Origin of the sequence: Streptomyces sp. WMMC940, from assembly GCF_027460265.1 — a bacterium.
Taxonomy (GTDB): Bacteria; Actinomycetota; Actinomycetes; order Streptomycetales; family Streptomycetaceae; genus Streptomyces.
This window is the reverse complement of sequence record NZ_JAPZBC010000001.1, coordinates 7,057,578-7,070,423: the sequence shown is the minus strand read 5'-3', so window position 1 is coordinate 7,070,423 and position 12,846 is coordinate 7,057,578. Positions and strand designations below refer to the sequence as shown.

At 74.4% G+C, this 12,846-nt stretch carries 12 protein-coding genes; 5 read left to right on the top strand and 7 right to left on the bottom strand.

The features are described from left to right. The first annotated feature begins 15 nt into the window (after positions 1-15). The 3 genes from O7595_RS31175 (at position 16) to O7595_RS31165 (ending at position 2,770) form a co-directional block, all read left to right on the top strand. Positions 16-696 (top strand): glycoside hydrolase family 75 protein, encoded by a 681-nt coding sequence (locus O7595_RS31175; protein ID WP_269731918.1) that lies wholly within the window; start codon positions 16-18, stop codon positions 694-696. Positions 697-832: 136 nt separating this feature from the next. Next, positions 833-1,879 (top strand): PHP domain-containing protein, encoded by a 1,047-nt coding sequence (locus O7595_RS31170; protein WP_269731917.1) that lies wholly within the window; start codon positions 833-835, stop codon positions 1,877-1,879. Between the two features lie 504 nt (positions 1,880-2,383). Continuing rightward, positions 2,384-2,770: a hypothetical protein gene (locus tag O7595_RS31165; protein ID WP_269731916.1), complete on the top strand. Its 387-nt coding sequence runs from the start codon at positions 2,384-2,386 to the stop codon at positions 2,768-2,770. 529 nt (positions 2,771-3,299) lie between these two features. Here O7595_RS31165 and O7595_RS31160 read toward each other — a convergent pair. From O7595_RS31160 to O7595_RS31130, 7 genes are all read right to left on the bottom strand, one after another. Then, complete coding sequence (locus O7595_RS31160) at positions 3,300-3,746, bottom strand: SRPBCC family protein (protein ID WP_269731915.1); 447 nt, start codon at positions 3,744-3,746, stop codon at positions 3,300-3,302. 136 nt (positions 3,747-3,882) lie between these two features. After that, positions 3,883-5,088, bottom strand: a complete 1,206-nt coding sequence (locus O7595_RS31155; protein WP_269732691.1) for a cytochrome P450 family protein — start codon at positions 5,086-5,088, stop codon at positions 3,883-3,885. 26 nt (positions 5,089-5,114) lie between these two features. Further along, the gene (locus O7595_RS31150) at positions 5,115-6,446 is read right to left on the bottom strand and encodes a cytochrome P450 (protein WP_269731914.1); all 1,332 of its coding nucleotides are present in this window, start codon (positions 6,444-6,446) and stop codon (positions 5,115-5,117) included. A 13-nt stretch (positions 6,447-6,459) separates the two neighbouring features. Continuing rightward, complete coding sequence (locus O7595_RS31145) at positions 6,460-7,146, bottom strand: GTP-binding protein (RefSeq protein ID WP_269731913.1); 687 nt, start codon at positions 7,144-7,146, stop codon at positions 6,460-6,462. Next, a complete protein-coding gene (locus O7595_RS31140; RefSeq protein WP_269731912.1) occupies positions 7,124-7,486 on the bottom strand; it encodes a DUF742 domain-containing protein in 363 nt (120 codons plus the stop codon). Before O7595_RS31140 ends, O7595_RS31145 begins: the two co-directional genes overlap by 23 nt. Continuing rightward, complete coding sequence (locus tag O7595_RS31135) at positions 7,483-7,929, bottom strand: roadblock/LC7 domain-containing protein (RefSeq protein WP_269731911.1); 447 nt, start codon at positions 7,927-7,929, stop codon at positions 7,483-7,485. The genes O7595_RS31140 and O7595_RS31135 overlap by 4 nt, the downstream gene beginning before the upstream one ends. After that, positions 7,926-9,476 carry an ATP-binding protein gene (locus O7595_RS31130; protein WP_269731910.1) on the bottom strand — a complete coding sequence of 517 codons (1,551 nt, stop codon included), beginning with the start codon at positions 9,474-9,476 and terminating at the stop codon, positions 7,926-7,928. Before O7595_RS31130 ends, O7595_RS31135 begins: the two co-directional genes overlap by 4 nt. Positions 9,477-9,736: 260 nt before the next feature. On the opposite strand from O7595_RS31130, the gene O7595_RS31125 reads away from it, so the two are divergent. Further along, positions 9,737-10,207, top strand: a complete 471-nt coding sequence (locus O7595_RS31125) for a hypothetical protein (RefSeq protein WP_269731909.1) — start codon at positions 9,737-9,739, stop codon at positions 10,205-10,207. A 30-nt stretch (positions 10,208-10,237) separates the two neighbouring features. Next, entirely contained in the window at positions 10,238-12,517 is a 2,280-nt protein-coding gene (gene secD / locus O7595_RS31120) for a protein translocase subunit SecD (protein WP_269731908.1), read from the top strand. Positions 12,518-12,846: the final 329 nt, after the last annotated feature.

The window sequence follows — 12,846 nt, the reverse complement described above, 5'->3', positions numbered from 1 at the left end:
CGGAGGAAACACCCCGTGACCCCTTGCTCCAAGGCCGTCGCCGCGTGCGGCGCGGCACTGCTCGTCGCGGCCGTCCTGCCCGCCACCGCCACCGCCCGTCCCGGCCACGAGGGCTCCGTGACCGCCCGCGAACTCCTGGCCAAGGTCAGGAGTTGCACACAGATATCCGACGGACTGTTCCGGACCGACGCCGACCAGGAGGAGTCCATACCGGTGTGCGGCACCAGTTCGGTGGTCTTCTGGAAGGCGGACCTCGACATCGACTGCGACGGGCTGAGCAGCCCGGAGTGCAACCCCGACACCGACGAGTACTGGCAGCCCGAGACCGCGTACTGGGACTCGGAGGGATACCCGCTGGACTCGGCCGACCTTCCGTTCATCGTCGTACCGGTGGCGAGTCCGCTGTGGGACTACAACTACTCGCGCATCCGCGGGGGTACCGTCGCCGCCGTCATCCACCGCGACCGGCTGGTGTACGCGGTCGTCGGCGACGCCGGGCCGACCGACCTCATCGGCGAGGCGTCGTACGCCACCGCGCGGGCGCTGGGCATAGACCCCGATCCGGCCACCGGAGGCGTCAACTCCGGCGTGACGTACATCCTGTTCCGGGACTCCAAGGTCACCCCCATCGAGTCCCACCGGGCCGCGGTGACGCTGGGCGACAGACTCGCGCGGAAGTTCGTCGGTCGCTCGTGACGTGCGGCGGGAGGACGATGGGAGCGACGGACCTGCGAGGAAGGGCGGCGTGATGACGGCGGACGACAGGGCGCGGGACACGGGCGCGCGAGGCGGCGGCCGTGGCCCGTTCCCGCGGCGCTAGCGGCATCCGGCCATGGACCCGGTGGAGGCACTGGACCGGATCGCCTTCCTGCTGGAGCGGTCCGGCGCCCCCACGTACCGGGTGCGTGCCTTCCGGACGGCGTCGGCGGCGGTCACGGCCCTGGGCCAGGACGAGGTCACCGGACGGGCCGCGGCCGGCTCGTTGGAGTCGGTGAAGGGCCTGGGACCCAAGACCGCCCAGGTCGTGCGGGAGGCCCTGGCCGGACAGGTGCCTGCGTACCTGCGGCGTCTGGAGGAGGACACGGGCGCCCGGCCCGACGAGAACGCTCCGGGAGCACGGCTGCGCGCGGCGCTCCGCGGGGACTGCCATCTCCACTCGGACTGGTCCGACGGGGGCAGCCCCATCGAGGCGATGGGGCGCGCGGCCGCCGCCCTCGGCCACGAGTGGGCCGTGCTCACCGACCACTCCCCCAGGCTCACGGTGGCGCGCGGGCTCAGCCCGGAGCGGCTGCGGGAGCAACTGGACGTGGTCGCCGAACTCAACGGGACCTGGCAGCCGTTCCGGCTGCTCACCGGCATCGAGTGCGACATCCTGCCCGACGGCTCGCTCGACCAGGAGCCGGAGCTGCTCGACCGGCTGGACGTGGTGGTCGCGTCCGTGCACTCCAAACTCCGCACGGAGGCACGGCCGATGACCCGGCGGATGGTCACCGCGGTGACCAATCCGCTCGTCGACGTCCTCGGGCACTGCACGGGACGGCTGCTGAGAGGGCGTGACGGAGGGCGCGGACGGCCGGAGTCGGAGTTCGACGCGGACGAGGTGTTCGCGGCGTGCGCCGAGTACGGCACGGCGGTGGAGATCAACTGCCGCCCGGACCGACTGGATCCGCCACGCCGGCTGCTGCGGCGCGCTGCGGAGGCGGGCGTGCTCTTCACGATCGACACCGACGCCCACGCTCCGGGTCAGCTCGACTGGCAGATCAACGGCTGTGCCCGGGCCGAGGAGTGCGGGGTGCCGGAGTCGCGCGTGGTCAACACCCGAGGCGCGGAGGAGGTGTTGCGCTGGACGCGGACCGGGGAACTTCCGGGCGCGGACTGAACGGCGCGGGGACGCCCGCGGGCGCGACGCCGGCCGGGGGGCGTGTCCGGGCCCACGAGCGGACCGGCTCCGCGCGGCTCCGGACGGTCGGCGGCGCGTTGACGAGGCACGGCTCGCGGCGCGCCGGGATCCGCTCGGGCTCTGCTCGGCTCAGGCTCTGCTCGACTCGGGCTCGGGCTCGGGCTCCAGCTCGGGCTCCAGCTCGGGCTCGGCTGCACGACCCTCGATTCGCAGCCGGATAACCGCGTGGCTCGGGCCTCAGGGTTCGCTGCGCCCTGGAGGAGGGCTCCACCACCACCGGACGCCCGTCCCTCACCCGACCGACACCCGTCCCTCACCCGCCTCACCCGACAGACACCCGTCCCCCACCCGTCCGGTCCCCGACCGGACCGAGCCGACGCACCGCCCTCGTCGCGTTCCGCCCCGTCCGGCCGTGTGCCGTCCCGGCCGGGAAGTGCGACCTTGGAGTGGGACGTCCGAGCGTGAGAGAGGACGGGGATCACCATGGCCGTCATCGACAGGCACGAGGAAGTATCGGTACAGCTCACCGGCGCGCCCGAGGACGCCGACGCCGTGTTCGCCGCGCTGCTCGCGGCCTACCCCTGCGATCGGGATGCCGAGGAGCACCCCCACCAGGAGGGGCGGGGCGGCCATCCGACGATCTGGTCGGCGACCTACGACGTGGCACCCGCCGACACCGCCGGCCCGGTGGCGGCCACGGCACTGCACCAGCCGGTGGGAGCCGAGCTGTCGGGCTCGTACGCGGCGGTCGACCGGCTCGCACGGGCCATGACCACGGGTTTCGCGGTCGAGGTGGAGCACGCGGTCTCGGGGGACGGTGAGAAGCAGTTGCGACTGCGGCTCGACTCGTCGCCCGCCGCCGGCGGCTGAGGCCGAGCGCGAGCGGCAGGACGGGACGCCGGGAGCGTGGAGCCGCGCCCGTCCGGGACCGCCAGGGCACCGGCCACCGCGTCCCCGTGCGCGTCCGGACCCGCCCGTGGGCGGTCGCGGCCCGGGCCGACCCTGGTGGGCGTCCCGTGCGGCGCACCGCACGGCGAGTCGGCCGAGCGGCGAACGGCACCGCGACGCGTACGCGCCGGAGGGCGTGCCCTCCGGGGCGAAGAACCCGGGCGAGTCGGGCAGGGAGGGCCGAGTGGCCGCCCGGACGAGCGCCACCCGGTCCCTCGCGCCTCGGCGCGCGGCACCGGCACGTGTCCCGCGGCGGACGCGGTGGGCCGGTGCGCCACCGTAGGGTCGTGCACAACCGGCCGCGTCCCGCGACGTCCGAACACCACGGGACGGACACACCTCACCCAGCCGCGGATCACCGCGAGCGAACTCACCACGCCCGCCGAACACCACGGGACGGACGAAGCACGCCCGACCGCGGATCACCGCGAGCGGGCCGGTCGGCGCGCTCTCAGGACGCCTCGACCGCCGCCTTGATGCGCCGTGCGAAGTCGTCCGCGTCCTTGCGCGCCGCACTCAGCGCGAGGCCGACGAGCAGCTTGCCGAGGCCGTGGCCCTCCAGAGTGTTGAACACCGTGAGCCTGGTCCGCCCGGCGTCGACGGCCTCCAGGTCGTAGCCGCCCTCGGGGGCCGTCACCAGGTTCTTCGAGACCTCCGTCCAGCGGATCCGGCGCGGCGGCTCGAACTCACTGATCCGGAACTCGCGCGAGGTGGTCATCCCCGCGTCCTTGACCCTGCTGCGGTAGACCGTGCCCACGCCCGTCGGGCCGTCGGTGACCTTGGTCATCTCCTGCACCCGTGGGCTGAACTTCCGGTCGTTCTCGCCGTCCGCCAGGAAGGCGAACACCTCGTCGACCGGGCGGTCGATCAGGACCGTCCCCTCGAACCGTCCGGCCATGCTGACTCCCTGTCCTTCGATGCCGAAGCTCTTCCGGTGCCCGGTACCACCAGCCTGCGCCGGACCCCGATGACGGGGCCGGTCGGCCTGCTCCGTACGGGTGAAGCGCCGCCCGGGCCACGAAGCAGCCCGAATCTTAGGCCAGGGGCCGTACCGGAAGCTCCCGGACGCTGTTCCCCACGAAGCTGGCGTGCCGGGCCAGTTCCGGCTCCGGTACGGCCAGGTCCAGCCCGGGGAACCGGGCGAACAACCGCTCCAGGGCGATGGTGGCCTCCATGCGGGCGAGCGGTGCCCCGAGGCAGTAGTGCGGACCGTGGCCGAGGGACAGGTGGCGTGACCCGGCCCCCCGGGTGACGTCGAAGCGGCCCGCGTCCGGCCCGTGCGCGGCCGGGTCCCGTCCGGCGGCGGAGTATCCGGCGAGGACCGGGGTGCCCTTCGGGATGACCGTGCCGTCCAGGGTGAGGTCCCGTGTCGGGTAGCGGAACGGGAAGTAGCTCACCGGGCTGTCCCAGCGCAGGGTCTCCTCGACGACGTCCGCCCAGGTCGCGCCGCCCGAGCGGACCAGCTCCAGCTGGTCGCGGTGTACGCACAGCGCACGGACCGCGTTGGTGATCAGGTTCAGTGTCGTCTCGTGGCCCGCGACGATCATCAGCAGCAGGGTGCCGATGAGTTCGTGCCCGCTGAGCCGGTCGCCGTCCTCCTCACGGGCGGCGATCAGCGCGCTGGTGAGATCGTCGCCCGGGTCCTGCGCGCGCGTCGCGGCCACGGCGCCGAGCACGTCGACCAGCTCCCGGTTGGCGGCCATCGCCTCCTCGGGTCCGATGTCGGTGGCGACGACCTGGTTCGAGAGGTGGTGCAGCCGCTGCTGGTGCTCGGCGTGCACGCCGAGCAGTCCGCAGATCACCCCCATGGGCAACGGCATGGCGAAGTGGCGGCGAAGATCGGCGACGCCGCCCTGCTCCGCAGCCGCCCGACCGAGGCCGTCCAGCAGCTCCGCCGTGACCGTCTCGACCCGGGGGCGCAGTTCCGCGACCCGCCGTGCGGTGAACGCCTTGCTCACCAGCGATCTGAGCCTGCGGTGGTCGTCCCCGTCGGCCGTGGTCATGCCTCGTACCGTGGCGAAGGTCTTCAGCGGCCAGCCGTCGGCGATCCGGCCCTCCCGCAGCTCGGCGAAGTGCTCGGCGCCCTTGGCGACATCGGGGTGGGCCAGGAACTCCCTGAGCGCGTCGTGGCCCAGGACGGCCATGCCCGCCACGTCGCCGGGGAGGACGACGGGAGCCACCGCCCCCCGCGCCAGCAGCCTGGCGTTGTCGGCGTGCGGACAGCCACCGGCCGGGTCCATCCGGTGCGGGGTGCTCGGTGAGGTGTTCAACGGGCTCCTCCTGTCTGTGGGGCGCCCGGATGGCCGGGACGGGCGGTGCGGGCCGGCTCGCCCGTTCGCGTGGTCCGGGGCAGCTGGGGATCGGTGAAGCGGACGGGGAGGGCGGCCAGCCCCTTGCTCCAGGGCGACGAGAGCCAGGCGAGCTCCGACTCGTCCACGGCCAGCTCCATGTCGGGCAGCCGGTGCCGGACGGTGTCCACGGCGGTTCGGGTGATCAGCCGGGCCGGGTCCTGCGCCGGGCACGTGTGCGGCCCCGCGCCGAACGCGAGATGGGAGCGGTTGCCGGTGACGGGGCCACCCGGGGGCAGCACGGCCGGGTCGGCGTTGGCGGCGGCGAGCCCGAGGATCAGCATGTCGCCGGCCCGGATGGACTGGCCTCCGAAACGGAGATCGCGGGTTGCGTAGCGGGCCGGGAAGTTCTGCGTCGGCGGGAAGCGCCACAGCACGAGGTCGAGTGCGTCGTCGACGGTGAGGTGACCACCCGACAGCGAGGAGCGGAGCGCCGGGTCGCAGAGCAGCACGCGCAGGGTCGTGGCGATCCAGTTGACGGTGGTCTGATGGCCGGCGACGAACATCACCACCAGGTTGTGCAGCACCTCCTCGTCGGTGAGGCGCGCCGGGTGGTGCAGCAGGGCCGAGGTGATGTCGTCCCCGGGCCGGGTCCGCTTCCGGTCGATCAGGGCGTGGAGGATCGCGTTGATCCGCCTGCTCGCCCCGCCGGAGTCGGCCGTCGCGGCGGCGAGGCCGGAGATCGCGTGGACGAGCCGGCTGCCGGTCCGCTCGTCCAGTCCCAGGAGTCCTGTGATGACCTGCAGCGGAAGCCGGCGCGCGTAGTGGGGTACGAGGTCGGCCTCGCGGCGCCCGGCGAACGACGCGATCAGTTCCTCGGCGGCGGACCGTACGCCTCGCCGCAGTTCGTGTCCGTCGATCCCGGCGAGGGCGTCGGAGACGGCGGCCCTCATCCGGCGGTGCTGCTGACCGTCGGCGAACAGCAGCGCGGGCCGCCAGCCGACGAACGGCAGGATCGGCGAGTCGCGCGGCACCCGCCCCTCCCGCAGCAGGCTCCAGCGGCGCGGGTCGTGGGAGAAGTCCTGTTCGTCGCGGGTGAGCCGCAGCAACTCGCGATGGCCGAGCACGAGCCAGGCCTCGATGCCCGGCGCGACGGTGACGGGGGCCACCGGGCCGTGGTTCCTGCGGAGTTCCTCGTACAGCGCGGGCATCGCGTCGCCATCGAGGTGCGGCCCGTACAGCGCGGTGACGGTGGGGCGCCGTCCGCCGATGCCGGAGGGCGGCGGCGAGTAGCCGTGCGGGGTGGTCATGATGACTCCCTGGTCACGAGGATTCCGTGGCGGCGTGGACGAGATGGCGTACGAGCGCGATCAGGGCCAGCACCGAGGAGCGCGCTTCGCGGGCGTCGCAGCTGACCAGTGGGGTGCTGGGCAGCAGGTCGAGCGCGATGCGCAGGTCGTCCTCGGAGTGCTCCGGGCTGCCGGGGAAGGTGTTGACGGCCACGGCGAACGGAAGGTCGAGGTCCTCCAGATTGCCCAGGGCGTCGAAGGACGCCGCCGGATCGCGGGTGTCGACGAGGGCGAGGGCACCGAGCGCCCCTTTGGCCAGATCCCGCCAGGCCGGCAGGAACCGCTGCTGCCCCGGGGTGCCGAAGAGGTAGAGCACGAGATCTCCGTCGAGCGTGATCCGGCCGAAGTCGAGGGCGACGGTCGTGGTCGTCTTGGTACGCCCGCCCCGGGTGTCGACGCGGGCGCCGGCCCGGGTCATCAGCGCTTCGGTGGACAGCGGCCGGATCTCGGACACGGTTCCGATGAGCGTCGTCTTGCCGACTCCGAGCGGGCCGACGACGAGGATCTTGGCCGCGCCCGCGACGCCCGGTGCGAGGTACTTGCCGCCGGGTTCCGTCCCCGGGTACGGCCCCGGGGCGGCCGCCGTTCCCCCTGGCGGCCGTGTGGCCGGCGCCCCGGCGACGCTGCCGGCCACGGCGTCAGAGGCGGCTTTCGAGGCCATGGAGCACCTTTCTCAGCGTGGTCACGTCGGCGCGTTCGGCGCGAGGCACCGGCGGACGGGACAGGATGAGGCCCCAGTCGAGGAGGTCGGCGAGCAGCACCTGCACCACCGACGGCGGCTGGCCCAGGTGTGCCGCCACCTCGGCGACGGACAGCAGCCCCTGGCAGTGCGTCAGGATCATGCGGTACTCGGGCTGGAGGGTGTCCGGCGCGGCGGTGCCCGTGGCCGTCACCAGCGTCTCCCAGGACAGCGGCGCGCCGGCGGCGGCCGCACGGCCGCCGGTGATCACATAGGGGCGCACCGCACGGGTGGTGGTCCGGCCCTCCGGGTCGTCCGTCATGACGACGGGTCCCCCGGATCCCGCGGCCCGGTGCTCAGACGGGTGCCGATCCTCGCCACCAGCACCTGCATCTGCTGGGCCACCAGACCGACGTCGGCGTCGGTGCCGGTGGCGACGGCGAGGTGGGCGCCGGCCCCGGCGTGGGTGAACAGGACGAAGCCGTGTTCCGACTCCAGCATCAGCTGCCGCACTCCGGCACCGCCGCCGAACAGCAGCGCGGCCGTGGACCGGCCGGTCATCGTCATCGCGGCGCATGCCGCGGCGAGCGACTCGGCCTCCGGGACGTCGAGCAGGGCGACCGGTCCGGTGAGGCCGTCGGCGGACGCGTGACCGAGCCGCAGCCCGTCCTCGGACACCACCACGGCGTGTCGCACTCCGGGGACGTCGGTCAGCGGACGCAGCATCCATCCGAGGTCGGGCAGCCTGGTCACGGCTCCGGTCACTGGCGGCCTCCCTCGTGGTCGGTTCGGTGGTCGGTTCCGCGATCGGTCGTACGGGGTGCCGGCGTGCCGTTCTCCAGGGCGGCGCGGCCCCGGCGTGTCCCGGACACCACGCCCGAGATCGAGGCGCGGGCCGCCTCGGGGGTCCAAGGGGGGCCGGGGTCCGGGGGCGACGGCGCGCCGCCGTGACTCCCTCCGGTGCCCCGCTCGGGCCCCGGTTCCCGTCCGCCGCGCCTGCTGCGGCGCCTTGGGAGTCCGCCGGCCGGGGGCACCGGTCCGTCGGCGGGCGCCGGACCGCCGTCGGGCCCCACGCCGGACGCCGGACCGCCGCCCGGCGGTACGGGACCGGTTGCCGGCCCGACGCCGGACGCCGGACCACCGCCCGCCGCCGGAAGGCCGGCCGCCGGTCCGGGCGTGCCCTGGACCGCGGGGTCCGGGCCGTCCGGCTGTGGGTGCGGCTCCCCCTCACCGGTCGCCGGGCGCGACGGCGCATGCCCGGGTGCCCGCGGTTCCGCCGCCGGCACGTGGCGGGGCGGAGCGGGGTGGGACAGCGGCTCGGTGAGCAGCCGGTGGGGGACGAACGTGACGGCACGGGTTCCGCCGTAGGCGGAGGCGGACGTCAACTCCACGCTGAACCCGAGCTCACGGCCCCAGCGGCCGGCGCAGGCGAGTCCGAGGCGCGGCACCGCGCCGAGTCGGGCCAGATCCGGGTCGTCGCGGAGGTGTGCCGTGGCCTGCGCCAGGACGTCCGGCGGCATGCCGAGGCCCGCGTCGTCGATCTCGACGACGGCCCCTGCGGCCACCTCCCGGACGGTGACCACGACCTGGGTGCTGGACGGGGAGAACACCGTGGCGTTCTCCAGGAGTTCGGCGACGGCGTGCATCAGCCCCTCGACGGCGGGCGGCACGACGTGGAGGGTCTGGCCGCCGTGCACCTCGACCCGCCCGAACTCCACGATGCGCGACTGGGCGCCGCGGACACAGTCGTAGAGGGACACGGGCCGGCTCTCCCGCCGCGCGGGCCAGATGCCGCACATCACGAGCAGGGTCTGGGCCTTGCGGGTCATCTGGGCGGCCGCGTGGTCGGCCTTCATCACCTCGGCCATCAACCGGGGGTCGTCGATGGAGCGTTCGATGTGGTCCAGCACCTGCTGCTGCACGGTCGCCATGGCGTGCATGGTGCGGGCGACGGACTCGAAGGCGGACTGCACGGAGTCCCGCAGGGCCCGCTCCCTGCGTACGGCCTCGTCGGAGCCGAGGGCCGTCACGACGGCGGCCAGGGCGCCGGCGAACGCGGCGCCCAGCTCGGCCTCCGAGCCGACGGGGCCGGGCACGCCGTCCAGGAGACGGCCGCTGCGCGTCCGCTCGGCGATGGCCGGGGCGCGGACGGCGGCCAGATGGGCGATCTCGGCCTCGCGTGCGGCCGCGAGCCCTTCCGCCCGCGCCCGTACACGCTGTTCGGCAAGCAGCCTGCGGCGCAGGGACAACGCCCACATCAGCAGCGCCAGGGCGGCGACCCCGCCGCCCCCCGCGATCAGCAGCCCGACCATGACACGACGCTTCCGGATAACGCGACCACGCCAGAACGAGTCCCTTCCAGACCGCATACGGACTCCCCCGGCGATCGGGGGCATCCAGATCCTACGGTCAACCAGCCAATCCACGAACGCCAGTTGTGCAACTCCCGTCACTTTCCGCCAACGCGAGTTCGGGGGTTCGATGGCTTTCGGTGGCGGTTTGTCGCATAGTGAGCTCGGCACCGCCTCGCCCCGCCGCGAGTGCGGCAAGCGGGTCGGACAGGGGGCCGTTCATGCGTACACGGCGTGTGCCGGCCGTTCTCGTCGCCGTGTTCCTCACCGTGCTCGGGCTTCTGGGCGGGGTTCCCGCGGCCGCGCCGGCCGTCGTCGCCGCCGGTACCGCGACGGTGACGTCCGCGTTCGCCCCGGACGCTGCCGCCGCGGCCCGGCACACCGCGCGGGCCGTGCGCTCCGACGGCGTACGGGCCCGGCACGACAGCGTCCGGGCCCGGCACGACGGAGCACCGCGCACGACGGCCGAGGCAGCCCACGGCGTGCCGCCGTCGCTGCTCCCTCCGCCGCCCGGTGCGCCCCTGTCCGACACGCCCATGTCGTGGCCCGCCGTCCACGGCACGGTCCGGGTGGCCGGTGCCCGCACCGTGGTGCCTGCGTCCGCCCGTGCCGAGCTCCCCGGTGTGCGCGGTCCTCCGGGGACGGCCGGTCACCGGTCCCGTCCCACATCACCGCCGGCGCGTCCTTCCTGAGGGCGCCCGGCGCCCTCACGGAGGAAACCCATGACTCGCACCACCGCGGTGCGGGCAGTTCTGGCCGCGCTCGTACTGCTCGCATCCGTGTTCATCGCTCTCACCCACTCCCCCAGACTCGGTCTGGATCTCCGGGGCGGCACCCGCATGGTGCTCGAAGCCCGCGACACCGCGACCGCGAGGGCGGACGCCGACACCACCGACCGCACGATGGAGGTACTGCGGCAACGCGTCGACGCGTTGGGCGTCGCGGAACCGACCCTGACCCGCTCCGGCGAGAACCGCATCGTCGTGGAACTGCCAGACGTCCAGGACCCGCGGCGTGCGGCAGAGGTTCTCGGCCGCACGGCACAGTTGACCTTCCACCCCGTGGAGACGCCGCCCGAAGGGAGGAAGGCCGGGCTGCGGGTGCTGCCCGACGAGCAGGGCCGGCAGCTCACGCTCGGTCCCGCCGCGCTGTCCGGAGCGGGCGTCGAGGACGCCGTGGCCCGGTTCGACTCGCAGCAGGGCACGGGCTGGCACGTGGCCGTGGACTTCAAGGGCGGAGCGGCACGCGACTGGGCCGGGCTGACCGGCCGGGCCGCCTGCCACCCCGTGCAGGACGACCGCCGCCGGGTCGCCATCGTGCTCGACGACAAGGTGATCTCGTCCCCGCAGGTGGACCCCTCGGTCGGCTGCCGCTCCGGGATCGCCTCGGGTTCCACACAGATCTCCGGCGCGTTCGGTGCGGCGGAGGCCAAGGAACTCGCCCTGCTCATCGAGGGCGGCGCGCTGCCCCTGCCGGTCGAGACCGTCGAGCAGCGGACCGTGGGCCCGACGCTCGGTGCGGAGGCGATCAGCGCGAGTGCCCGGGCCGCCGTGATCGGGGCGTCCCTCACGGCGCTGTTCATCACGTTCGTCTACCGGCTCTTCGGCGCGCTGGCCGCCGTCGCGCTGGCCGCCTACGGAGTGATCTCGTACGCCGTGCTGGTGGGCCTCGGCGTCACGCTGACGCTGCCCGGACTGGCCGGATTCGTACTCGCCGTCGGGATGGCGGTGGACGCGAACGTGCTCGTCTTCGAACGGGCGAGGGAGGAGTGCGCCGGCCGGCGTCGCCGATCGCTGCGGAGCGCCATGTCCGCGGCCCATCGCAAGGCGTGGAGCGCCGTGGCGGACTCGAACGCCACCACCCTCCTGGCAGCGGGGCTGCTCTTCGTGCTCGGCTCGGGGCCGGTCAAGGGCTTCGGAGTGACGCTGGCGATCGGCGTCGTCGTCTCGATGTTCTCGGCACTGGTCGTCGCGCGGGCCCTGACCGACGTCGCCGCGCGGGTCCCGTTCGTCGACCGGTTCCGGAGCGTCAGCGGTGTGGGCGGGCCGGGCCGGGTCCGGACCTACCTGGCCCGGCGCGGCCCGCGACTCGTGCACGCGCCCCGGCGCCGGCTCGTGGTGTCGGCCGTGCTGGTCGCGGTGGCCGTCACCGGCATCCTGCTGCGCGGGCCGAACCTGGGGGTGGAGTTCACCGGCGGCAGGCTGGTCGAGTACGCCACGGGCCGGACCCTGGACGTCGAGACGGCCCGGTCGGCGGTCGCGGAGGCGGGCTTCCCCGACGCGGAGGTCACCACGGCCGACGGGAAGGACATCTCCGTGCGGGGCGCGGGCATCGACGACGACGCCGCGGTGGCCATCGGCGGCGCGCTCGCCGAGCACGGCGGCGGCACGGCGGCGAAGGTCCGCGACGAGCTGATCGGCCCCAGCATGGGCGAGGAACTGCGGCGCAACGCCCTGGTCGCCCTGGGCATCGCGGTGGTCGCGCAACTGGCCTACCTGGCGGCGCGGTTCCGCTGGACGTTCGCGGTGGGCTGCGTGGGGGCGCTGGTGCACGACGTGGTCGTCGTGGTCGGCGCGTTCGCCTGGCTGGGCCGGCCGGTGGACGGCGTCTTCCTCGCGGCGCTGCTCACGGTCATCGGCTACTCGGTCAACGACTCGGTCGTGGTGTTCGACCGGATCAGGGAGCTGTGGCGGAGGAATCCCCGCGGCGCGCTGCCGTCCCTCGCCGACACCGCGGTCCTTCAGACGGTGCCTCGCACGGTCAACACGGGGGCGGGGGCCCTGTTCATCCTCGGGGCCCTGGCCGTACTGGGCGGCGGCTCCCTCGCGGACTTCTCGGTCGCGCTGCTGATCGGGGTGTGCGTGGGCACGTACTCGTCGGTGCTCACCGCCGTGCCGGCGGCGCTGCTCCTCGAGGCCGGACGCCCCTCGCCCGCCCCCACGGGCCGCCCACGTGCCTCGTCCCCCCGCCGGGAGCCGCACGACAACGGCGCCCGGGTCTGAGCGGGAGGCGGCCGCGCCCGGCCGCAGACGGGCTGGTCCGCGAACGGGCTGGTCCGCGAAGGTGCACCGGGCCGCACGGCCGCCGGGACGCCGGGGTTCCGGGAGCCGGGGTGCGGCGTGGACGGGTGACCGGGGCGCGGAACCGGTGACCGGGACGGGGACCGGCGCTCCGGACGGGTTGCGGGCCGCCGGCCCGCAGCCCTGCTGGTCCGGGCTCCCACGGGCCACCCGGACACGCACCGGCCCGCCGGACGATGTTCACCGTCCGACGGGCGGGCTCCCGGTGGCCGGGTTCCCGAGGTCCACCCCGGACACGAGGCCCGCACAGG

Bases quoted from the DNA above. Each gene is read 5' to 3' on its own strand.
- O7595_RS31165 (WP_269731916.1), top strand. From the start codon at position 2,384: ATGGCCGTCATCGACAGGCACGAGGAAGTATCGGTACAGCTCACCGGC.
- O7595_RS31160 (WP_269731915.1), bottom strand. From the start codon at position 3,746: ATGGCCGGACGGTTCGAGGGGACGGTCCTGATCGACCGCCCGGTCGAC.
- O7595_RS31130 (WP_269731910.1), bottom strand. From the start codon at position 9,476: ATGGTCGGGCTGCTGATCGCGGGGGGCGGCGGGGTCGCCGCCCTGGCG.
- O7595_RS31155 (WP_269732691.1), bottom strand. From the start codon at position 5,088: ATGGACCCGGCCGGTGGCTGTCCGCACGCCGACAACGCCAGGCTGCTG.
- O7595_RS31150 (WP_269731914.1), bottom strand. From the start codon at position 6,446: ATGACCACCCCGCACGGCTACTCGCCGCCGCCCTCCGGCATCGGCGGA.
- O7595_RS31125 (WP_269731909.1), top strand. From the start codon at position 9,737: ATGCGTACACGGCGTGTGCCGGCCGTTCTCGTCGCCGTGTTCCTCACC.
- O7595_RS31170 (WP_269731917.1), top strand. From the start codon at position 833: ATGGACCCGGTGGAGGCACTGGACCGGATCGCCTTCCTGCTGGAGCGG.
- O7595_RS31140 (WP_269731912.1), bottom strand. From the start codon at position 7,486: ATGACGGACGACCCGGAGGGCCGGACCACCACCCGTGCGGTGCGCCCC.
- secD (WP_269731908.1), top strand. From the start codon at position 10,238: ATGACTCGCACCACCGCGGTGCGGGCAGTTCTGGCCGCGCTCGTACTG.
- O7595_RS31145 (WP_269731913.1), bottom strand. From the start codon at position 7,146: ATGGCCTCGAAAGCCGCCTCTGACGCCGTGGCCGGCAGCGTCGCCGGG.